Below are 22,552 nucleotides of genomic sequence, written 5' to 3' on the forward strand. Positions count from 1 at the left end.
GTGAATAAAAATATAAGAGTTGCAACAATCCTTTGTAGTTATAGGTTGTTTGAACGAAAAGAAGAGAATATGCTTCTCTGATAGATGTTGCAAAATTTGATTGAAGGGGTGTAATAAATGAAGGAACAACTTTCATGGAAAGTTGGCGGCCAGCAAGGTGAAGGGATAGAGAGTACGGGTGAAATCTTTTCTATGGCCCTCAATCGCCTTGGGTACTTCTTATATGGTTACCGCCATTTCTCCTCTCGTATTAAGGGAGGACATACAAATAACAAGATTCGGGTAAGCACCACACAAGTGCGTGCGATTGCTGATGACTTAGATATTTTAGTAGCATTTGACCAGGAAACGATAGATGTGAATTACAAAGAATTACATAGTGATGGTGTAATTATAGCTGATGCGAAGTTCAAGCCTGAAAAGCCTGAAGATACGGATGCTTCTTTATATATCATTCCTTTCACTCAGTTAGCTACAGAACTGGGAACTTCGTTAATGAAGAATATGGTAGCCGTAGGTGCGACCTGTGCCGTTCTCAACCTCGATCCAGACGTTTTCAAGGAAGTTGTGGAAGAAATTTTTGGCCGTAAAGGTGAGACTGTAGTTGAGAAAAACATGGAAGCCATCAAGCAAGGATTTCAAACGATGAAAGATGAGCTTGGAAGCAAGGTTGGTTCATTACAACTGAAGGAAGCCGATGGAAATAAGCGCATGTTCATGATTGGGAACGATGCGATTGCTCTCGGTGCATTGGCTGGTGGGGTTCGTCTCATGGCAGCATATCCAATCACTCCAGCTTCTGAAATCATGGAATACCTCATTAAGAAGCTACCGATGGTTGGAGGAACGGTTATCCAAACAGAGGATGAGATTGCAGCTGCAACGATGGCAATCGGGGCGAACTACGGGGGGATCCGTTCATTCACTGCATCAGCTGGACCTGGTCTTTCACTTATGATGGAAGCAATCGGTTTATCCGGTATGACAGAGCAGCCTTTAGTAGTGGTGGATACTCAACGAGGAGGACCGTCCACGGGACTTCCAACGAAACAGGAGCAGTCCGATTTAATGGCCATGATTTACGGTACGCACGGTGAGATTCCTAAGATCGTCCTCGCTCCAAGTACTGTACAGGAAGCGTTCTATGATACAGTAGAGGCATTTAATTTAGCCGAAGAGTATCAATGTCCAGTCATCATTGTTTCTGATCTTCAGCTTTCATTAGGGAAACAAACGGTTGAACCACTTGATTACAGCAAAGTGGAAATTCGTAGAGGGAAGCTTGTCGGCAATGAATCAGAATTAAGTGAATTAGAAGCAAAGAAATACTTTAAACGTTTTGAAGTGACTGAAGATGGTGTATCACCGCGTGTCATTCCAGGAATGAAAAACGGTATTCATCATGTAACAGGAGTCGAACATGATGAAACAGGGAAGCCTTCTGAATCTCCGGTAAACAGGCAGGCGCAGATGGATAAACGTATGCGCAAGGTGGAAAGCATACGCTTTAACAATCCAATTCACACTTATGCACCACATGAACAAGCCAATTTATTATTAGTCGGTTTCAACTCGACACGTGGAGTAATTGAAGAAGCAATGGAACGACTTGAAGCTGATGGACTGAAAGTGAATCATGCTCATATACGATTAATCCATCCGTTTCCTGCAGATGAACTTGAACCGTTGATGCAATCAGCAAAGAAAGTAGTCGTGATTGAACATAATGCCACTGGACAACTGGCCAATTTAATCAAAATGAACGTTGGGTATGGAAATAAAATCACGAAAATGACAAAGTATGATGGAACACCATACTTACCAAATGAAATTCATTCAAGATGTAAGGAGTTGATCTGATCCATGGCTACCTTTAAAGATTTCAGAAATAATGTTAAACCCAACTGGTGTCCTGGGTGTGGAGACTTCTCTGTACAAGCCGCGATTCAACGGGCATCGGCAAATGTAGGGCTGGATCCTGAACAATTGGCTGTCGTATCCGGAATCGGTTGTTCCGGACGTATATCAGGTTACATTAACTCGTACGGTTTTCATGGCATTCACGGCCGTTCCCTTCCTATCGCTCAAGGATTAAAAATGGCGAATAAGGATTTAACCGTCATCGCTTCAGGAGGGGATGGGGATGGATTTGCCATTGGCCTCGGCCATACGATCCATGCGATCCGTCGTAATGTAGATGTCACATATATCGTTATGGATAACCAGATTTATGGGCTGACAAAAGGACAGACCTCTCCCCGTTCGTCATCTGGTTTTAAGACAAAGTCTACGCCTCAGGGAAGCATTGAGCCAGCACTGGCCCCGATGGAAATGGCACTGACAGCTGGCGCAACATTCGTTGCCCAAAGTTTCTCTTCTGATTTGAAAGAGCTGACGGCAATAATTGAAGCAGGTCTAAATCATAAAGGCTTCTCATTGATCAACGTATTTAGTCCCTGCGTAACATATAATAAGATTAATACGTATGACTGGTTTAAAGAGAACCTGACAAAGCTCTCGGATCTTGAAGGCTATGATCCATCAAATCGTGAACAAGCAATGAATACGCTCATGGAGAAGGATGGACTGGTAACTGGATTGATTTATCAAAACAAAGAACAGCCTTCATACCAGGATCTTGTAACCGGGTATTCTGAAAAGCCATTAAGTACACATGATTTAAAGTTAGATGAGGATAAATTTGATGAATTAGTCAAAGAATTTATGTAATAGAATAAACCGGGCTCCTTATTTGGGTGCCCGGTTTTTTAATTTATTGATTTCTTCAATTAAGTGAGCATTTGTGAATTGCAGGTGCTGAATAGTGTCTTCATAGCTCTTTATTTTATTTTTCATTTCAGCTGATTCTTCCTCTTTGAAACTGAATACCTCTTCCTTCATACGTTTGATGTTTTTTCTTAGTGAATGAAGGGTATTGGTATAGGCCTCTTTTTCGGCTACCAGTTTTTTCAATGAGGTTTCTATCTTTTGGATATAGGCTGATTTTTCGATTTGCATTTTGGATGCCTGTTCGAGCTGATTCGCTTTGGTGATAAGTAAGTCGTCGTAATGGGATGTAGATTCTGAAAGAGTTTGTTGGACTTCATACAATTCTACTTCTCTTAAGTAAAGTTGAGCCTTTAAGGATTCGTTCTCATCCAAGAGATTGTAATTTTTATATACCTCAAAGCTATTCAATTTGAGCAAATGTTGTTTCTGTAATAAGCCCTCAATTTTCAATTCCTCAATTAGCTCCTTCAACTTAAGAAGTTCCATTTCTTTTACGTAAAGCTCATTATTTAAGGACTTGTTCTCATCCGAGAGGTTATTGTTTTTATGTTTCTCAAAGCTATTTAGTCTGTGTGAATTTTGTTTTTCTTCACGCCACCCAATTTTCAGTTCCTCGATGAGCTCTTCCATCTCCAGTAATTCCATTTCTTTTGAATATAACTGTTTTTCCATTTCTTGTTTATTTGTCGTTAGTAATTCTTTTTCTTTTATTAGATAACAATGTGACACTTCTGAAGAAATGATTTCTTTTTCAAGGGCAGTCTTAGTTAAATAGTTATGTTCGACCAGTTTTTTTACTTCTGTCGAGTAGAGGAGGTTTATTTTACGCAGTTGATCCTTTAATTGATTAATGGTATAACGAAGCTTTTTTATTTCTTTCTCCTGAGATTTGAAGGAGGATTGATATTTTATGGATAGTTGCTCATTTTCTACAATTATTTTTTCAATCTGTATTCGAAAATCTTCATTTAAGTTTTCTAGACGTTGATTTTCTTTTTTTATGGAATGGTATTCGCGGGCAAGATTGTGCTTTTCCAGGGTTGAACACTTATGTTTGTATTTCTCCAATTCGGATTTATAATGGATTATTTGCTGTTGAAGTTGGATTGGTGAAAGATATTTCATGTCTGAATACTCCCTTCTGTATGCTTTTACTATTATGTATATGTACCAACCGAGACGAACGCTATTTGTCCATAGAATAAGCCATGTAAACTTCCCAGCGTTTACATGGCTTTTATATATAATTAATATCATTGCAATGATAGGAAAATCGTTCACGTTCGTAATATTCATTTAATGAGGTAGCGTAACCACTTAGAAGCGTAGATCAAGCACTTTATCATAACATTTTATTTTAATGGTAATTTTCATTATTTCACATATTAAAAAGTAACAAATTGTTAAAGGTCCTACATTCCCCCTTTCCTTATGGTATATGATATGACGATTAAGAACAGGAGTACAGTCAAATGTCTATAGAATCAGCCTATTTTTCAATAGTATTTAAAAAACTATTAATAAGCCTATTAATTTTTTTTAAATAAATAGGTATTTACTCTATACCAAATTCTTGATCGTCCATAGGATATAGTGTGATATAAATATTCATTTAAAGGAAGGAAGGATTTTTTTGAAGAAGCGTAAACAAATTAGGGGTTCCCAGACTCCTACACCATCTCCGTCTCCGATTCCACTGGATCCGAATGATTTAGCACCAGAATGTATTCGTGTAGACAAAGTATATGACTGGGTGTTCTTTGCGAACAAGTATGAGAACAAGAATTTCATTCCTGATGAAGCGTGCCGTGCAGCGGTCAGCGCGGCTCTTGCGGCAGGTCAAAGAGTAGAAGTACAAACAGCTCCTGTTGACCCATCGGATGTAAGCGTGACTGGTACCATTCTTGAAAATGGTAATCCCGGTAGAGTGTTAATCGTTTGGACAGTACCTGTTGAAGTAACCATTCTTATCGATGGTGTAGCAGAGTGTTCGTTTACTGTGCGTACACAATTTACCGATGAGATTATGCTTTGTGTGCCTACTGGTATCACCAATGAAAACTTAAATATCAGAGCGACTCAAGTCATTGCCAGCTCAGGAGGAGTATTAATGGGACCAGATCCATTCGGCCCTATGATTCCTTTAAAAGTTGTTCTTTGTAAAGACGTCCAAGTAGAATATCCGGTCAAATTAGAAGTCTTGGCTAAGTTCTGTTTCCCGCGTCCTAACAATATCAAAGTTCCTGAAGAAAAACTTCGTTGTGATTTAAGCCTATTAGAGTTCCCGCGTCAATGTCCAGGGTTATTCCCGGTTGATAACTGTGAATGTCAGGCGACAGCTCTTGCAAGAAATGAAGATACTGAAGCAACATTCGGATCTGGTGCAACAGCTGATTTAGTAACGGGTCTATCAACTTTAAGAGCTGAAATTTGTCAAGAGTGCTCACTTGCAGACAGTACATGGTCTTACTCTTTCACTGATACAGAAGTAGGCCCTACTCCAGCACCGACTGCAACAGGATTCCAACCTGATTTCACCTTTACGTTCGATCCATCATCTATCGATAGAGTAACCTGTGGTGACGATGCCCTTACTGCAGTTGGAGAAGGAATTCGTTACTTCGACGGTGCACCGGAACAATTATTCTATGAACTTCAAATTTTTGATGCACCTGCTGAAGGCTTCCGCTTAATCTTAAGAAATACAGCTAATGTTGTAATCTTTGATAGTGGAGTGGTTGATGCATTGGTTGAGTTTGGTGAGTGTGAAACATTTGCAGACTTACTTGGAGGCTTGGATGACTAACTAACTGAAGGAGAGAGAACTCTCTCTCCTTTTTTTTAACATGTAAACAAACCATACATAAGATATTGCAAAGGAATTATTGGAGGTGAAAAAGGTGACCGAAGAGGAGTATAAGATTAACCATGGCACGGAATATCCGGATTTAATGAATGATATTCATATGATATCTGAGGAAATACAGTCTCTCTATAACAATTATTCAAAACGAATTAAAAATGTGTCGGAAGAATTGTCCAGAGAAAGATCCAAACACCTTGTCTATCAATCAGAAATTGCGGAAAATCATCATACTATCCTATTGCTGACAGAACAGATTGAATTTCTGCTTGAAAATATTGAAATGAATTATGAGTTAGACCTTCAACTGCAACAGGAATTAATAAGGATATCCCTTTCCGATGAAACTGAATTGATCAATGACAAAAACTTTCAGGTAGCATATAAGGAAGAAAGGATCCATGATAACTCAAAGGATGTCCATTTTGCACCTACACCAATCCCGGAAATTAAAGTATTTTATGAAAGTGCTCAGGTTTACATGAAGTCACCACTCGAAAAAATTAAAAATGAAGCGATCTCCTTATTAATTGAAGCGAATGAGTACTTTTTGTCAGAGAAAAAAATTTTATTTGAAGTAGAGGTATATAATAACGCTTTCGTTACTCTAATTGATTGGTTACGAATGCACCGAAAACAATACATGCGTCCAATTAAAGAAAGGTGGTATACAATAGTGTGGAAATTTTTATGGGGTAAAGAAGAGGAAAACAATCATCCGGAAATACTGAAAAAACTTAATCTGATTGAAGAGCAATTGGTTTCACATTCAATGAAATTTAATGAAGTCAAGGAGACGTTGATAAGAAGCAATAAAAGTGAGGAAACAACCAAGAGTTATTTACAGAAAATTGGTGTATTGAATGATGAACTAAAGAGAATCGAAGAATATTATGAGGATGAGCTACATTCATTAAAGAATCAATTGGAAGATTATAAACAACGAGAAAAAGACCTTGAAAAAGAAGTAAGTTTATTGAATGAAAAATATACAGGTAAGAATAAGGAAAAAAGTAATCGAGAAGTTGAAATGGAGAAGGAGTTGGATAAGCTAAAGAAAGATCTTCAATCTCGGTCCAATAAGAAAAACGAAATTTACCAAAATATGAAGCAACAGCAGAAAAAGCAAGTTCCTCATGTTAATCCTCAGTTCGATGAATACGGCAATATCCCTATGGCTTCTGAATCGAAACGTACCATGTTTAATCCCAACAAGTATATGAGGTAGATTGAAAGGGGTGATAAAAATGCAATCCAAAGATCTCAACGATATTTATAAGCGGAGAAAGAGAGTACCCATTGGAATTAAGAAAGAGGATCGAATCAAGATGGAAGTTAAAAGGACGAAATTTAAATTTAAGGGATGCGGGTGCAACTCATAAAGAAAGCGTAAGGATGCCCAGGCGTATATACAAAAGGATCATGATTGAAGTGAAAAAGGGGCTTCCGAATGAAGCTTGCGGGTTGATTTCGGGTTCCACTAATCTTTGTCAGACGATTTGGCCAATGAGAAATACAGAACCTACACCCTATTCTTTTGCCATGGATCCCGATGAACAAGATCATGTCATGGCTCAAATGATCCATAAAAAGGAAATTTTTATGGGGATATATCATTCACATCCGTATGGGAGTCCTGTCCCCTCAAAGGATGATGTTACTTTCTCACAATTTCCGGAGGTTTATTATTTTATAGCCGCTGTCGGGGGAAGGAAAGAAGAAATAAGATGTTACAAGATCAATAATGGGAAGGTTAAACATATCGACATTGTGTTTGAATGAAAGAGTGCTGAATGCACTCTTTTTCTATGAACTGGGTGATGATACAAGCACTTTGCTTTCATTTACATAAAGTGGTATTATCACTTAATTTGTTGAAAGAGGGGAACTAAGTGAAGGTATCTATTATTATTCCATTTTACAATTGCGCATATATTGACCAAGCTATTCAGAGCGCTCTTCGTCAGACCTATAAAGATATTGAAGTCATCGTTGTGGACGATGGTTCAACTCAATATGTTGAAAAAATTCAACCGTTCAAAAACCGGATAAAGTATATAAGGAAGTCAAATGGTGGAACGGCATCCGCTTTAAATGCGGGTTTAAGACAAGCAACAGGGAAATATTTTGCCTGGTTGAGCTCAGATGATATGTTTTTAGAAAGCAAAATCGCGAGGCAACTAGCTTATATGAATTCAATTGGCTCCAAAGTATCTTATACAGCATTTAAAACCATTGATATAAATAATAATGTGGTGAACGAGATCCACTCCAGGAGAATGAACAGAAATACTTTTCAGAGTCTTCTCTTAAAGGCATGTCCTGTGAATGGATGCACGGTAATGGCGGAAATAGATTTAGTAAAGCAGGCAGGCTGGTTTGATGAGAGACTGAAATACACACAGGACTACGAAATGTGGTGCCGCTTGAGTCTTTATACCAAGATGGATTATCTGGACGAAGTGCTTGTGTTATATCGGGTCCATTCCAGTATGGGTTCTGCCAAACACGGGGTGGGGATGGTGAAAGAATCACAGTATATCCAAAGGAAATACCAGACTTATTTCAAGATGGCCCGCAAAAAGTACTAACTATATCAAACAGAAAAGCATCGATCAATTGGGAATGTAAATTGATCGATGCTTTTTTTATGTTCAGATGATTTAGAAGGAGTAGGACAAATAGGTCTCCCTCATTCCATCTTGAATGGAATAGTATGGTTTCCAGGATAAAATATGTTTTGCAAGTGTGTTATCAAAACCACTATGCTTAATATCCCCCTGTCTATCTACTGTATGGAAGGCGTGAATTTTACCAGTATGATGATTCTTCAATAAATCGATTAATTGGAGAATCGAGGATCTTTGCCCTGTACTTATGTGCATCATCATCTGCTTACCTTTATCAGCTGCTGCAATATTAGCTTCCACCACATCTTGTACAAAAACATAGTCCCGTGTTTGCAGCCCGTCCCCATGGATTTTTAACTGTTCATTTTTCTTAAGTTTCTCAAGAAATACAGCAATGACCCCTCCTTCTCCTTTAGATGTTTGCCTTGGCCCATAGACGTTCCCATAGCGAAGAATGGTGAATGGTATCTGGAAGGTATCGTGAAAAAGTTTTATATAGTTTTCAGCGGTAAGCTTTGATAAACCATAGAATGATATTGGGGAAGTCTTGTGTGATTCGTCAATCATTTCACTGGAAACATTCCCATAAACGGCTGATGTAGATGAAAAGACGAAATTCTTCACAGGATATTGCCTGCACGCATCCAATAAATTGATGGTTCCTGCAACATTTGTGTGCATATCATCAAGTGGTGAAGCGGTGGATCGGGACAGATCAGCCTGGGCAGCCATGTGAAAGATATAATCGGGTTTTTCCTTCAGGATGACTTTGTGTGCAGCTGCAGTAGAAATATCCAACTCATGAAAAATGGCTAAAGGATTTATATATTCCTTCTTACCACTGCTTAAATTATCGATAATATGAACACTAAAGCCTTTAGAGATTAGTGCATCCACTAAATAGGAGCCTATAAAGCCTGCCCCACCTGTAACGAGTGCTTTCAAATGACATCTCACCTTTTGCTATTTTTAATAGCATATGCCAGTGGACGAAGAATTGATTGACCATGAGCCCCTTTAATCCAAAGGAATCTATAAACCTATGGACTTTAGCATTTGTGTGAAGTTTTTACAGTACTGTGCATGACTGAACTGAGATTTTAAGTGAAGCAGCGCATTTTCGATGATGTAATTTCGGAGTTTGGAATTGTGCATGAGTTCTTCCGCTTGTTGAACGGCATGCTGAATGTTTCCGATTTGATAATACTTACCTGATTGGTTATGCAATATCGAACTCCTCACTCCATCTGAGTCTGTTGTAAGAACGGGACACCTGCAGCTCATAGCTTCTAACAAAGAATAGGGAGCCCCCTCGACTTTTGAGGTTGAGCATAGAAACCCTCCGGAATCGCCGATTCTCGAGAAGTAACCAGGCATTTGATTATTGGGTACATTTTGTAATACATGTACATATTTATCCAGGTTCAATCTGTTTTTCAATTGGATAAAATCATTTCTCTCCTTTGGGGTCGACAGGCTTGGGTCCTCAAACATGTATAATTCAACCATTTTATTCGTTTTAATTAATTGATGACCAATGTGTAAAAATTCACGCCAATTTTTGTTGTCCTCTAATCTACCAATCCAGGCAACAATGGGCCTATCTTTCTTCGGAAGCTTTTGGTAGGTGAAGGCATTATGATCAAAGCAATTATTAAACTCAAAGATAGGAGTTGATTTGAAGAACTCTCTGAAAATCACCCCTATATGAGGGGTTTTGGGATACAGTAGTGCATGACAATACTTCTGTACATACGGAATTGCATTTTGTAATTGTGACCGTGCCACACTTTGAGGTCCAAGCCCTTGGATCTCTAGAATGATTTTCCCTTTAAATCCTAAGTTACTGAATCTTTCCATAGCTGCAAAATCGGAAGTGATCACCATAGCATCATACTTTCCCTTTAGCAAAATGTTTCTGATCTCCTGATCATCATTCGTAATGAAAACATTTGATTTCTCATGATTCAATAAGTTTCTCCGTTTACTGTAGTATAAAAAATCACACCGGATCCCCGCTTGTTTTAGGGCGATGGATCGTTGCCTGTTTAACGTTTCTACCCCTCCACTAGGGACATAAAAAACGAATAGTATTTTCATTTGATATCCTCCAATCATTTAATACGAACCAATAAACAATCCTATTATTCTTATATGTAAGTTATCCCTGTTTGTAGAGGGCTAAGTGGCTAATATTTTGAAGAATGACTTAATTTACTTAATTTTTATGTCAAAAGATACAAGCAGTACATAGAATATCGGGAGAAGTTATTCGGAATGCTTTGAACTATTTGTAGTTGTTAGAATCGGAGCATGCTATCCGGTTAAAGTAGAATATTTTTTAAATCTAATGAGGTGATAGGGTTGAAAGATTTATACCTTGTAGGGGCAGAACAAAAGTCACAGGTGATGAAGGATTGGGAACAGTTTAAAAAAGCGGTAGTTTTAAAGTTGGATGGGAAGACCAAAGAAGCAGAAAGAGTCATTGAATATATTTCTCCGCAGGAGGTCTGTCCTGCACATGAAGCTTCCATTTCATTTACGGCAGCTTCACTAAAAGGTGATAGGTTGTTTGCATGTACCCAAACAGAAATCCTAGTCTACAATGCCTTTACTCATAAGCTCAAAGACTATTATAGTTTACCATTATTCAATGATGTTCATCATGTGAAACCAAGGGGAAACGGAAACCTTTTGGTCGTTAACACAGGATTGGATATGGTGGTAGAAATAAATCCTGCAGGTAGGATCGTAAATCTGTGGAATGTAATGGGCGAAGGGCCATGGAGCCGATTCGACCCAAATATCGATTACCGGAAGGTTCCTACTACAAAACCGCACTTGTCACATCCCAATTTTGTCTTTGAACTGAATGATGAAATTTGGGTGACCAGGTGCCTTCAAAAGGACGCCATTTGTTTAACCGACAGAACGAAGAGAATAAACATTGGTCGTCAGCTAATACATGATGGTGTCGTCTATAATGGGAAAATCTACTTTACACAAGTTGACGGAAGGATAGTCATCGTGAACGCGACAACACTTAAAATCGAGAGAGTAGTGAACCTTGTAGAAATCAGCAAACACCAAGAGAAAATCGGTTGGTGCAGGGGGATTAAACCTATATCAGAAGAGTTAGTGTTGGTGGGATTTTCCAGAATTCGTCCATCAAGTAAAAAAGGAAAAGACGGTTCAACTAAATATGTTGGTGATTTTGGTGTCATGCCAACAAGACTATCTTGTTTCAATATTAAATCGAACATGCTGGTTTGGGAAAAAAATCTTGAGGAGTATAACTTCAATGTAATTTATTCAATTCATTGAAATGATGCTTATTCGTTAATCAACAAGCAAGACCGTATTACATCATTTTTTAAAAAATGGAGTGAAATACATGTTACCAAGAAAAAATTACCTTAGGCATGTGTATGGAAAACGTGGATCAGTCGGTACTAGTCCCGGGCATAGAACCCACAATTCTTTGAATTACAAGAAGCTCACCATACCAGATACACGATTAAAATCCATTCTAGAACAATTTCCAAAGGATTGATGTTGATGAATATATTAATTGCGACAGTGTTTCCTCTACCAGGGGGAGGCATCTGGTCTTTTGTCTCTAACTTGTCGGCTTACCTTGTCGGGCAAGGCCATAATGTAGATATTTTATGTACAAGGGATAATAACTCAAAAGTGGTTATGTTGGGTACTGAGACAGTGTTTGATCTAAGCCAGTACCGATCCTATGTCGAGAAGAAATTAATGAGATCTGTCCCCCATTTGGCGAGAAATCCCTGGGTATACCATGCGGAATTAAATCGGTATATATTTGAGCAAGGGGTTACCAATCTCGATATGACTAAGTACGATATCATTCATGCACAGGATGTCATTTCAGCAGTGGCATTAAGCCGGGTTAAGCCCACCGGGGTTCCGCTGATTACCAGTGGACATGGTTTTTTAACTGGTGCCATATTCCATCAATATAAATCCTTGAATACTAGTACAATGGATCAAGCTATATGGAACTCATTCATAATCCAGTATTATGCCCGACTAGAACAAGTAGGATATGAATCCAGTGATTTCATTCATACTTCAAGTCGATGGATGAGAGGAATCATCGAAAAAGAATTCAAAATCGATACATTCAAAATTCATACCTATAAATATGGTGTAGAGCTTTCTCATTTTAAAATTGACACCCCTATCCAGCGTCAGCCTGCGAAAAAAATCATATTAGTCAATAGTCGCCTGGTCTATTTAAAAGGACTGCACAATTTAATAGAAGCTCTCTCATTCTTGAGGTATAGGGATAAGTGGGAATGTTGGATTTTGGGTGAAGGGGAACTTGAAAAAAGCTTAAAAGAAAGCTGCCGAAAACTGGGGATCGAGAAAAATGTATTATTCTGGGGAAATACTTCAAAAGTGAAAGAAATATTATACCAATCCGACATGCTTGTTCTCCCGAGCCTGCAAGAAAACCAGCCTTTTGCCGTAATAGAAGCACAGTTACTCGGTGTTCCTACAATTGTCAGCAATGCAGGGGGACTCCCGGAGATGGTTGAAAATAACAAGAATGGTTTCATTATAGAAAAAGGGAATAACAGGCAGTTGTCGGAGAAGATAGAATACCTCTTGAATAATCCAGCAATACGCGACCAAATGAGTAAATATGCTTCCCAAAAGGGGAGAGAATTGTGGGATGTAAATATATTAGGACGGAATATTGTCCAGCTATACTCTAAAGCCATTCAAAAGAAAAAAAGGTTATGGTAATTTTGGTGGGGCATACGCCTTTTTTGAAAATAGAGAGAGTAGTCTAGGACATGGCCCCCTTATAAACATAAATATATAAGAGGAAGAAAAAGGAGAGGTGATCATGAAGATTGTAACGGTTTTGGGAACACGCCCTGAAATCATCCGGTTGAGTGTAATCATGAAGAAGTTGGATCTGCTGGCGGATGACCATATTATTGTCCATTCAGGGCAGAACTTTACCCACTCCCTAAATGGGATCTTCTTTAAAGAACTGGGATTAAGAGAGCCGGATTATGTGCTTTCAGGTAAACAACAATCACTTGGAGAACAACTTTCATCATTATTTAAAGAGCTGGAGAAAATCTTACTGAAAGAAAAACCGGACAAGGTACTGGTGTTGGGGGATACAAATAGCGGTTTAAGCGCAATTCTCGCAGAAAGAATGATGATCCCTGTGGTTCATATGGAAGCCGGAAATCGTTGTTTTGACTTGAATGTACCTGAAGAAAAAAACCGGAAAATTATAGATGCAGTATCTTCCTATAATCTCGTATACACACCATACAGCAAGACCAATTTACTCAATGAAGGTATGACATCCAGCAAAATCATCATTACAGGAAACCCGATCTTCGAAGTTCTAAACCAATATGATGTACAGATTGAAGGTAGCGAGATCCTTCAAGAGTTAGCATTGGAGAAAAAAGATTACTTCCTGGCGACTATCCACCGTGCAGAGAATGTAGATAACCCGGCACATTTATCTACTATCGTGAATGCACTTAACCAGCTGGCCGACACTTATAAAAAGAGGATTATCCTCAGTACTCATCCTAGAACTCGATCGAAACTACATTCATCCCCACATTTACAATTACATCCATTAATCGAGCTTCACGAACCATTCGGATTTTTTGACTTCATAAAACTTGAGAAAAACGCATTTTGTGTGTTAACGGACAGCGGAACAGTTCAAGAGGAATGCTGTATATTTCATATTCCGACTGTAACGGTCAGAAAGACAACTGAGCGGCCGGAAACGGTGGATTGCGGCAGTAATTTCATTTCGGGGTTAAAGGAAACGGCCATTTTAAATGGGGTGAAGGTAATGTGCTCAAAACCATCAAAGTGGGTTTGTCCAGCCGAGTACCTTGATACAAATGTTTCCGATAAAGTGATTAATATTCTACTAGGGGGTTCAGACATTGTTTACTAATAAAACAATTCTTGTAACGGGTGGTACTGGATCATGGGGAAATGAACTGGTATCTCAACTGCTTGAAAAAGATCCAAGGGAGATTCGTATCTTTTCCAGAAATGAAACGAGCCAGGTATTAATGAAACAAAAATTTGAGAATCATCCTAAGTTGACGTTCATTATTGGGGATGTAAGAGACAAAGAAGCGGTTTCAGAAGCCACTCGAATGGTCGATTATATCTTTCACCTGGCTGCTCTTAAGCATGTTCCTGTATGTGAATTCCAGCCTTTGGAAGCATTGAAAACAAATGTAATGGGCACACAGAATATAATAGATGCAGCGATTGAAAATAATGTTGAAAAGGTCATCAATATCTCCACTGATAAAGCCGCGAATCCTTCCAATTTCTATGGATTTACAAAAGCGATGGGAGAGAAATTGATCATTAATGCAAATGTATTAACGGATAAAACTAAGTTTGTCTGTGTTCGCGGAGGAAATGTATTAGGGACAAATGGAAGTGTCATACATGTATTCAAACATGGAATCAAGACCAAATCCAAAATTGGTATTACAGATAAAAAAATGACCCGTTTTTTTCTTACAATCAAGGATGCTATTAAACTTCTTTTCAAAGCAACATTTGAAAGTCATGGAGGAGAAATCTTTGTTATGAAGATGCCAACGTGTAAAATCATCGATCTTGCTCAAGTATTAATTGATCAGTACTCACCAGACAAGGAAGTGATTATTGAGGAATCGGGAATACGTCCAGGAGAGAAACTCCACGAGCTTCTTTTAACGGAATTTGAAAGTCATAATACGATTGTGTATGATAACGAGTATTTTGTCATACTGCCAACCATACCTATCAAGGGGTTAATGGAATATTACGAGGACTTCCCCCAAGTAGATTTAGATACGTATTCTTCCAGTGACAATATCATTGATTATGATCAGATCAAAACAATGCTGAAAGATGGGGGTTTTCTAGAATGAATATCCTCGTTTTGGGGGGACACGGAATGGCAGGTCATGTCATCGTAGAATATTTTCGACGTTGTGGTCATCACGTTTTATATACGGTTAGAAAAGAAGATAATAAAGGTATTTTATTAGATGTAAGGGATCTTGAAAATGTAAGAAAGGTTGTATTGGAGCATAAGGTTGAAATCGTCATCAACGCCACAGGACTTCTTAACGACTACGCCGAAACTCATGTGAAGGAAGCCATCCGAGTGAACAGTCTACTACCTCACTCATTGATGGACATGGTAAATGAATACGGAGGTAAGCTGGTCCACATAAGCACAGACTGTGTTTTTTCCGGAGACAAAGGACAGTATACTGAAAACGACCGAAAAGATGGTTGGAACGTTTATTCCCAATCAAAATCACTTGGCGAAATCGAAACTCCGCCTCATCTGACCGTCCGTACTTCCATCATAGGCCCTGAATTAAAAGAGGACGGTATAGGTCTCCTCCATTGGTTCCTACAACAGAGCGGAAGTATAAAAGGATATAAAAATGTCTTCTGGAATGGTGTTACGACCCTTGAATTGGCAAAAGCCATTCAAGCATTGATAGTGGAGAATATTTCAGGGATATATCATTTGAATGTCGATGAGAAGATATCCAAATTTGAGCTCCTGCTTTTATTCAAGGAAATTTTCGAGCACGATGATGTAGATATTTTCCCTGTAGAGGAACCAAAGCATGATAAGACTCTGGTTCATACAAGAACGGATTACAAGTTTCCGGTGAAGGGTTACAGGGAGATGTTGAATGAACTTCGAGATTGGATGAAAGAAAAATGAGTAAAGTCTTCATTACCGGTGCATCTGGTTTTACAGGGAGACATGCATGTGAGTATTATCTTAATAAAGGGTATGAGGTCTATGGAGCAGTTCGGCACCATCAACAGCCCCGGAAACAGGTTCAACAGGTGAAATGTGATTTGCTGAATGCAGAGGCTTTGAGTGATATACTTAAATCTATTCAACCGCGATTTATCCTTCACCTTGCTGCTCAGAATCATAGTGGTCGCTCATGGGAAGATCCGATCTCCACCATGAATACAAATGTAATAGGAACGATGAATCTTCTTGAAGCAGTAAAAAAAGCTGTTCCCCAATCCACTATTCTCATCGTTGGCTCTGTTATCGAGTATAATCCATGTCAATCACGATATCCCAATCATCCATATGGCTTATCAAAATATATGCAAATTCTCGTATCATCCAGCTGGTCAACGTTCTATGATCTCGACGTACGAATAGCAAAGCCTTCCAATTTGATAGGTCCAGGTAATTCAAATGGCATTTGCTCTCTACTTGCCCAAAAATGTTTACATTACCGGAAAGATAAATCGAAAACCTTTCATTTTCATAACATCCTTGATCATAGAGATTTTTTAGATGTAAGGGACGCCATTGTAGCCTACGATTTAATTCTGCATAAAGGAAAAAAAAATCATAGCTATACTATAGCCAGAGGTGAAACATTCACTTTTTTAAAGATTGCAAAAATGTTGAAGGAGCTATCACATAGTGATCTTCCATTATTCACCGAACATTTTCACCACACACCTGAAATTCATTTTGAAAATTCCTCGCTTCGTCAATTATTTTGGAAACCCACCTTATCACTGCAAGAAAGTTTGAATGATATCCTCGAGTACTTCGAAGACCATTAAGCGGGCATCTCATTGCGACGGGAACTTTATGTCGTAATGAGATATTGGTGTTCACTAAAAGAAAATGTTGAACTTCTTGAACAAATCTTCGATGTCGATTTTTCTTCTGCCTACATATTGAGCCCTTTTAAGTAGTACACCGTCTTTGATCACTTTTTTTTCAATGACAGCAGGCGAACCATGTATAACAAGAGTTTTCGCTTTTTTTATCCTTTTATTATCGAAATGAAGGTAAGCCATTCTTAATAAGTTATAGTAAATTCCTTCATAATTAACGTTGTAAGGATGAATGGTTCTAAATAAGTGAAGAACAGTTACCTGTGGATCGCAGTGACAGCGATATCCAAAAAGCCATAGTTTGAGTGATATTTCAACATCTTCATGTCCCCACGTTGAAAACCCTGTTTCGAACCCGCCTATATCGTTAAACACCTTCTGTGATATTATGATACAAGCTCCTGGTAATACGGCTGTTTCAAACAAAAAACTCCGTTTTTGATGCCACTTTATTTTGAGTGCAGGAGTTAAGGATTGGCCATATCCCTTGATGGATGGATCATCAAGAGATCCTATAGCAGGGCATACAGCGTCGCTTGTCCCTTTGACGATATGATAAACTAAACGGTCAATCCAGAAATTCTCGAACGTCATATGAGCATCACAAAATGCTAAATATGGATATTTAGCTCTTGAAGCCCCCAAGTTTCTGGCATTTGCCGGACCTAATGCATTTGCACGGACATACGTCACTTTATGCCGGTGTAAGTAATTTTCCAAAAAGTTGCAGCATTTATCTGTGGAACCATCATCCACTATAATTGCTTCAATCTCAATATTCGTTTTAATTGTAAACAATGAATCCAAGGTCATTTTCACATTCTTACCTTCATTACGAACTGGAAAAATGATTGATACTTTTGGAGGCTCTTTTCCCATAGTATCGCCCCTTTGCTCTGATATAGTTTACGGTAGTGTATGGGGAAAAAGGATTTTTCGTGAATATAGAAAAGGCTGCTTTTTTTAGCAGCCGGAATATTATTAAGATATGGAACAGATGAAAGAGGGGTTAATGAGGATTTCCTTGTTGTAGACAAGAGGTTTGCCAGTTTCATATTCAAGCACTTGCCCGTTTGCTTCTTCTACAATTATTTGCCCTGCAGCTGTGTCCCATTCCATTGTAGGTGCTAGTCGGGGATAATATTGGGCACTGCCTTCTGCAATCATACAGAACTTCAAGGAACTTCCAATAGAAGCAAACTCAATTTCCCCTTCCTGTCCTTGTAAAAGGTCAACATAGTCCAGAGTCGCTTTGGACAGATGGGACTTGGATATGAGCACCTTTTTTCCAAAAGAGGATGAAGAATTGATCAATGTCGATTTTCTATCTCCGGAAGTACCTCCACACATTATCTTGAAAGCGCCTTTATTTTTTTCAGCGAAATACAGAATATCGAGAGCAGGGGCGTATATTACTCCCATTACAGGACGGCTTTCTTTGATGAGAGCGATATTTACGGTGAATTCATCATTCTTTTTGATAAACTCCTTCGTTCCGTCCAGAGGGTCAATCAACCAAAATGTAGACCAGTTCTTTCTCTCTTCAAAGGGGATCGTGTCGCCTTCTTCACTTAGTACGGGGATAACTGCCGACAACTTACATAGTTCAGATTTTATATATTCATGGGACAGCTGGTCTGCAAGAGTTAACGGTGATAAATCTGCTTTTTGATAAATGTTATACGTATCGTTATATACTTCCAAAATTCTCATTCCCGCCTGTATCGCAATTTCAATTATGTCCTTCATCAAACCGCATTCACCTCCTTATGAAAAAATCCCTTAATAAGGTTTCTAAATCAATTTATTGTTCTTTAAATACTGGACGATTTGCTCGACGGATTTTTCAATGGACTGGCCTTCTGTGTCAACCATTATTTCAGGCGATTCAGGAATTTCGTATGGTGAATCAATACCTGTAAACCCTTTGATTTCACCCTTATCCACTTTTTCATAAAGACCTTTAGGATCCCTATTTATACAGGTCTGAACGTTTGCATGAACATAAATCTCAATGAATTCTTGTTGTTGAAAGAGAGATCTAACGAATGCTCTATCCTCTTTAAAGGGGGAAATGAATGCAGCTAATGTTAATACCCCTGCATCGACAAATAATTTAGATACTTCTCCGACTCTTCTTATGTTTTCTTTGCGATCTTCTTTTGAAAATGATAAGTCTTGATTTAATCCATGTCGAATATTATCGCCATCAAGTCGGTAAGTGTGGATCCCATGTTCGTGCAATACTTTTTCAACCTCGACTGCAATGGTGGACTTCCCAGAGCCAGACAATCCTGTAAACCAAAGCAGTGCACTTTTATGTCCATGTAACTTGTGACGATTTGCTTTCACTACTTTTCCTTCATGCCATTTAATATTCTTTTCCATCATTTTTATCTCCTTTCGTTTCAAAAATTCATAGCCAAAAGAAATATATCAGCACTGCAGTGGTCAGCATCGTAATAATATTCAGTGGTATTCCCGCCTTAAGGAAATCCTTAAACTGATATCCACCAGGACCATATACAATCAGGTTTGTTTGATAACCGATTGGAGTTGCGAAACTAGCAGAAGCAGCAATGGTCACAGTGACTGCCAAGGCAATCGGATCTAAATCCATTGACCTTGAAACTTCCAGAATAATAGGAAACATCATGACTGCAGCAGCACTGTTAGTCATCATTTCAGTAAATATATTGGTTAAAAGGTAGATTGCGAGGATAACGGCAAAAACTCCAAGAGGTCTGGTAGCCTCCATTAATATAGTAGCAATATAAGCGGCAACACCTGAATTTATCAAGGCATACCCAATACCAAACGAACAGGAAACCAGTAACAATACATTCCATTGGATTGAATTTTTAACCTCTTGTGCAGATACAATTTTTAATAAAAATAATAGTAAGGCAGTACATGCCATACCTGTCAACATGGATAGAAAGCTTAATGTCACCAATAGAATCATTGTACCTAGTAATGCGATGGAGAACCATCCTTGCTTTGATTGTTTGTGGGTGCTGATTTTATTATCAATTGGTGTTGCGTAATAAAAGTCATTTGTATGCACTTTTTTATGAAAATCAGGTCCAGTAACGAGTAACAAGATATCTCCAGGTTTTAAAACAACATCTCCAATTTTGGCTTTTATGCGCTGATTTTGTCTATGGACAGCGAGGACGGCCGCATTGTGTCTACTTCTGAAATTCGTATCTTTGATTTTTTTAAATAATAAGGTTGAATGATGTGAAACCACAGCCTCCACCAATTGTTTGAAGGGGAAATATGAACCGTTATTACTTTGTAATTCAAGCCCCTTATTGAACTGAAGCTCCGTGATGGTCGTAATGTCCCCTATGAAAATTAAACGATCATTTTCTTTAAGGACGGTTGTATTTGTAACAGGGGTAATGATTTCGTCATCACGAATGATACTGACAAGAAATAGTCCTTTTAGACTCCTTAATCTGGCCTGTTCAACAGTTTTGTTGATATATGGGAATTCTTCAAGTACCAGGATTTCACCCGTAAACTCCCTCAAGGAATCCAGGTTAGTAATGGGACTGCTATGACGGTTTGGCAACAGGTATGAACTGAAAAATACAAGGTAACATAAACCAACGAGGGTTATTGGAACCCCAATCTTACTAAGTTCGAAAAACGTGAAGCCCCTAAGGTTATGATCAAGAAGTAAACCATGGACGACAAGATTTGTCGATGTTCCAATGAGTGTAATAGTACCGCCAAGAATTGTCGCATAAGATAGTGGGATCAGGAATTTCGAAGGGGAAAGATGATGATCTTCACACCACTTCTTAACAAGAGGGGTGAAGGCAATGACAATGGGAGTATTGTTAAGAAAAGCTGATAGGAAAGAGATTGGGAAGAGAATCTTTGCAAGTATGTGTTTTCTTGAAGTTGAATGATTCAGCAACATCTGAAAAACGCGATCGACAATTCCGCTGTTTTGAATACTACCAGCTATTATAAACAATAAACCGATGGTCAGCATCCCTTCATTAGAAAAGCCCCTTGTAGCTTCCTGAGGCGTAATGACACCTGTTAATACGAATAGGAGAAGAGTTGCGGGTAGAACGATTTCGGGCCGTTCCAATTCAAAGACCAGGCATGAGAGCATAACAATCATTCCAAATATTACAATATAAAATTCTAACATGATGTCGTCTCCTTGTGGTATACCTTGATCCTATGAATCACGGCTCATTTCATTAATTAGTACTTCAATCACTTCTGGTCTCGAAAATTCCTCAGGTGGCATGATTCCATCTTTTAACATTTTACGTACTTTGGTTCCGCTCAAATGAATGTGGAGTTCTTCATCATGAGGGCACGTTTTTGTAGTCGCCATCGTAGCGCACTTAATACAATAAAATGCATGTTCAAATTTTAATATCTCTATTCCTATCTCCTCTTTTGTAAATTCGGAGAAGATTTCCTGAGCATCAAATGTTCCATAATAATTCCCAACTCCAGCATGATCTCTTCCCACAATGAAATGCGAACAGCCGAAATTTTTCCGTACTAAACTATGGAATACAGCCTCACGAGGCCCTGCATATCTCATCGCTGCAGGAAAAGTAGACAATAGGACCCGATCTTTAGGATAGTATTCATCGAGTAGTATTTTATAGCTTATCATTCGAATCTCCGCAGGGATATCGTCTTGCTTTGTATCTCCCACTAATGGGTGAATTAATAATCCATCGACATTTTCCAAGGCTGTTTTTTGAAGGTATTCATGGGCACGGTGTATGGGATTCCTTGTTTGGAATGCGACGATGGTATTCCAACCTAATTCTGTATATCTTTCCCTCAATTGTTTTGGTGTTAGGAAATCCCTTGTAAAACAATCAGGGAATTGAAGCAGCTTAACGGGTCCAGCTACATACACATCCTCTTTTGTAAAGGTTTTCTGAACACCGGGGTGAAGTTTGTCCAATGTTTTAAATACGAAAAGTGCTTCTGCTTCTTTACTGTATTCATACATTTCTTGTATATCCATCATACCGTAGGCCACTCCATCTTCTCCTTTAAGAAAAACGGTATCACCAATTGAAAGACTCTCCTTTAATTGTTTAGAAATAGGGAGAGTAATAGGTAGACTCCAAACCATTCCATTTGCCAAACGCATATCTTTCAGAACATTCAGATAGTCTTTTTGGTTCATGAATCCCTGTAAGGGGCTGAAGGCACCTGTGGCAATCAGAACTAAATCGGAAAGCCCCCATGAATCTAACGTGATGGATGGAAGGGAAGAAATTCGGGTTAATAGTTCATCACGTACTTTCCCTTTTACTACCTGGTCAATGAGTTTACCGCCATGAGGGGTAATCATAATAAATTCTCCTTTCATAAAACATCATTTTTATTACCTGATCATCACCATCCATATGATGAAGTGTAGATCGACACCTGACTCTTACTAGTTTATGTTAAAAATAATGAGAGGAGAGGGCTGTGGAATAAAACAAACATCAGCCCACCCCTTATAACGAAAGCGCCTTCACCAGTACTGCTATACGTAAAGCGAAACATTAAA

The 22,552-nt window shown here is 38.6% G+C and carries 20 protein-coding genes; 12 read left to right on the top strand and 8 right to left on the bottom strand.

From position 1 onward, the window contains the following. Nucleotides 1-117: 117 nt before the first annotated feature. Both FZC88_RS03430 and FZC88_RS03435 read left to right on the top strand, forming a co-directional pair. Nucleotides 118-1,860: a 2-oxoacid:acceptor oxidoreductase subunit alpha gene (locus FZC88_RS03430; RefSeq protein ID WP_148993650.1), complete on the top strand. Its 1,743-nt coding sequence runs from the start codon at nt 118-120 to the stop codon at nt 1,858-1,860. A gap of 3 nt (nt 1,861-1,863) precedes the next feature. After that, the gene (locus FZC88_RS03435; protein WP_148993651.1) at nt 1,864-2,730 is read left to right on the top strand and encodes a 2-oxoacid:ferredoxin oxidoreductase subunit beta; all 867 of its coding nucleotides are present in this window, start codon (nt 1,864-1,866) and stop codon (nt 2,728-2,730) included. Nucleotides 2,731-2,748: 18 nt separating this feature from the next. Here the strand turns inward: FZC88_RS03435 and FZC88_RS03440 are convergent, their stop codons facing one another. Next, complete coding sequence (locus tag FZC88_RS03440) at nt 2,749-3,915, bottom strand: hypothetical protein (RefSeq protein WP_148993652.1); 1,167 nt, start codon at nt 3,913-3,915, stop codon at nt 2,749-2,751. Nucleotides 3,916-4,423: 508 nt separating this feature from the next. On the opposite strand from FZC88_RS03440, the gene FZC88_RS03445 reads away from it, so the two are divergent. From FZC88_RS03445 to FZC88_RS03460, 4 genes are all read left to right on the top strand, one after another. Beyond that, the gene (locus FZC88_RS03445; RefSeq protein ID WP_148969291.1) at nt 4,424-5,596 is read left to right on the top strand and encodes a BMQ_0737 family morphogenetic spore coat protein; all 1,173 of its coding nucleotides are present in this window, start codon (nt 4,424-4,426) and stop codon (nt 5,594-5,596) included. 94 nt (nt 5,597-5,690) lie between these two features. Further along, on the top strand, nt 5,691-6,881 hold the full coding sequence (locus tag FZC88_RS03450; protein ID WP_148993653.1) for a hypothetical protein: 1,191 nt from the start codon (nt 5,691-5,693) through the stop codon (nt 6,879-6,881). 71 nt (nt 6,882-6,952) lie between these two features. Further along, nucleotides 6,953-7,435: a M67 family metallopeptidase gene (locus FZC88_RS03455; RefSeq protein WP_148993654.1), complete on the top strand. Its 483-nt coding sequence runs from the start codon at nt 6,953-6,955 to the stop codon at nt 7,433-7,435. Nucleotides 7,436-7,545: 110 nt separating this feature from the next. Beyond that, the gene (locus FZC88_RS03460) at nt 7,546-8,244 is read left to right on the top strand and encodes a glycosyltransferase family 2 protein (protein ID WP_148993655.1); all 699 of its coding nucleotides are present in this window, start codon (nt 7,546-7,548) and stop codon (nt 8,242-8,244) included. Between the two features lie 72 nt (nt 8,245-8,316). Here the strand turns inward: FZC88_RS03460 and FZC88_RS03465 are convergent, their stop codons facing one another. Both FZC88_RS03465 and FZC88_RS03470 read right to left on the bottom strand, forming a co-directional pair. Next, the gene (locus FZC88_RS03465; RefSeq protein ID WP_148993656.1) at nt 8,317-9,228 is read right to left on the bottom strand and encodes an NAD-dependent epimerase/dehydratase family protein; all 912 of its coding nucleotides are present in this window, start codon (nt 9,226-9,228) and stop codon (nt 8,317-8,319) included. 87 nt (nt 9,229-9,315) lie between these two features. Further along, nucleotides 9,316-10,383: a glycosyltransferase family 4 protein gene (locus tag FZC88_RS03470; protein ID WP_148993657.1), complete on the bottom strand. Its 1,068-nt coding sequence runs from the start codon at nt 10,381-10,383 to the stop codon at nt 9,316-9,318. A gap of 264 nt (nt 10,384-10,647) precedes the next feature. Here FZC88_RS03470 and FZC88_RS03475 point away from each other — a divergent pair, with 264 nt between their 5' ends. From FZC88_RS03475 to FZC88_RS03500, 6 genes are all read left to right on the top strand, one after another. Further along, nucleotides 10,648-11,607, top strand: a complete 960-nt coding sequence (locus FZC88_RS03475; RefSeq protein ID WP_148993658.1) for a hypothetical protein — start codon at nt 10,648-10,650, stop codon at nt 11,605-11,607. 234 nt (nt 11,608-11,841) lie between these two features. Beyond that, complete coding sequence (locus tag FZC88_RS03480) at nt 11,842-13,062, top strand: glycosyltransferase family 4 protein (protein WP_187443491.1); 1,221 nt, start codon at nt 11,842-11,844, stop codon at nt 13,060-13,062. Between the two features lie 103 nt (nt 13,063-13,165). Continuing rightward, nucleotides 13,166-14,260 (top strand): non-hydrolyzing UDP-N-acetylglucosamine 2-epimerase, encoded by a 1,095-nt coding sequence (gene wecB / locus FZC88_RS03485; protein WP_148993660.1) that lies wholly within the window; start codon nt 13,166-13,168, stop codon nt 14,258-14,260. Then, the gene (locus FZC88_RS03490; RefSeq protein ID WP_148969282.1) at nt 14,250-15,242 is read left to right on the top strand and encodes a polysaccharide biosynthesis protein; all 993 of its coding nucleotides are present in this window, start codon (nt 14,250-14,252) and stop codon (nt 15,240-15,242) included. The genes wecB and FZC88_RS03490 overlap by 11 nt, the downstream gene beginning before the upstream one ends. After that, nucleotides 15,239-16,060: a dTDP-4-dehydrorhamnose reductase family protein gene (locus tag FZC88_RS03495; protein WP_148993661.1), complete on the top strand. Its 822-nt coding sequence runs from the start codon at nt 15,239-15,241 to the stop codon at nt 16,058-16,060. Before FZC88_RS03490 ends, FZC88_RS03495 begins: the two co-directional genes overlap by 4 nt. Beyond that, a complete protein-coding gene (locus FZC88_RS03500) occupies nt 16,057-16,938 on the top strand; it encodes an NAD-dependent epimerase/dehydratase family protein (protein ID WP_148993662.1) in 882 nt (293 codons plus the stop codon). Before FZC88_RS03495 ends, FZC88_RS03500 begins: the two co-directional genes overlap by 4 nt. A 54-nt stretch (nt 16,939-16,992) precedes the next feature. Here FZC88_RS03500 and FZC88_RS03505 read toward each other — a convergent pair whose 3' ends face one another. The 5 genes from FZC88_RS03505 to sat all read right to left on the bottom strand — a co-directional run bounded on the left by FZC88_RS03505 (nt 16,993) and on the right by sat (nt 22,348). Further along, nucleotides 16,993-17,874, bottom strand: coding sequence for a glycosyltransferase family 2 protein (locus tag FZC88_RS03505; protein ID WP_148993663.1), 882 nt, complete (start codon nt 17,872-17,874; stop codon nt 16,993-16,995). A gap of 102 nt (nt 17,875-17,976) precedes the next feature. After that, the gene (gene cysQ, locus FZC88_RS03510) at nt 17,977-18,744 is read right to left on the bottom strand and encodes a 3'(2'),5'-bisphosphate nucleotidase CysQ (protein ID WP_148994272.1); all 768 of its coding nucleotides are present in this window, start codon (nt 18,742-18,744) and stop codon (nt 17,977-17,979) included. Nucleotides 18,745-18,789: 45 nt separating this feature from the next. Next, nucleotides 18,790-19,386 (bottom strand): adenylyl-sulfate kinase, encoded by a 597-nt coding sequence (cysC, locus tag FZC88_RS03515; RefSeq protein ID WP_148993664.1) that lies wholly within the window; start codon nt 19,384-19,386, stop codon nt 18,790-18,792. 25 nt (nt 19,387-19,411) lie between these two features. Continuing rightward, complete coding sequence (locus tag FZC88_RS03520; protein ID WP_148993665.1) at nt 19,412-21,169, bottom strand: SLC13 family permease; 1,758 nt, start codon at nt 21,167-21,169, stop codon at nt 19,412-19,414. Between the two features lie 30 nt (nt 21,170-21,199). After that, complete coding sequence (gene sat / locus FZC88_RS03525; protein ID WP_262371641.1) at nt 21,200-22,348, bottom strand: sulfate adenylyltransferase; 1,149 nt, start codon at nt 22,346-22,348, stop codon at nt 21,200-21,202. Nucleotides 22,349-22,552 lie beyond the last annotated feature (204 nt).

The organism is Rossellomorea aquimaris (genome assembly GCF_008180865.1).
GTDB classification, from domain to species: domain Bacteria; phylum Bacillota; class Bacilli; order Bacillales; family Bacillaceae_B; genus Rossellomorea; species Rossellomorea yichunensis.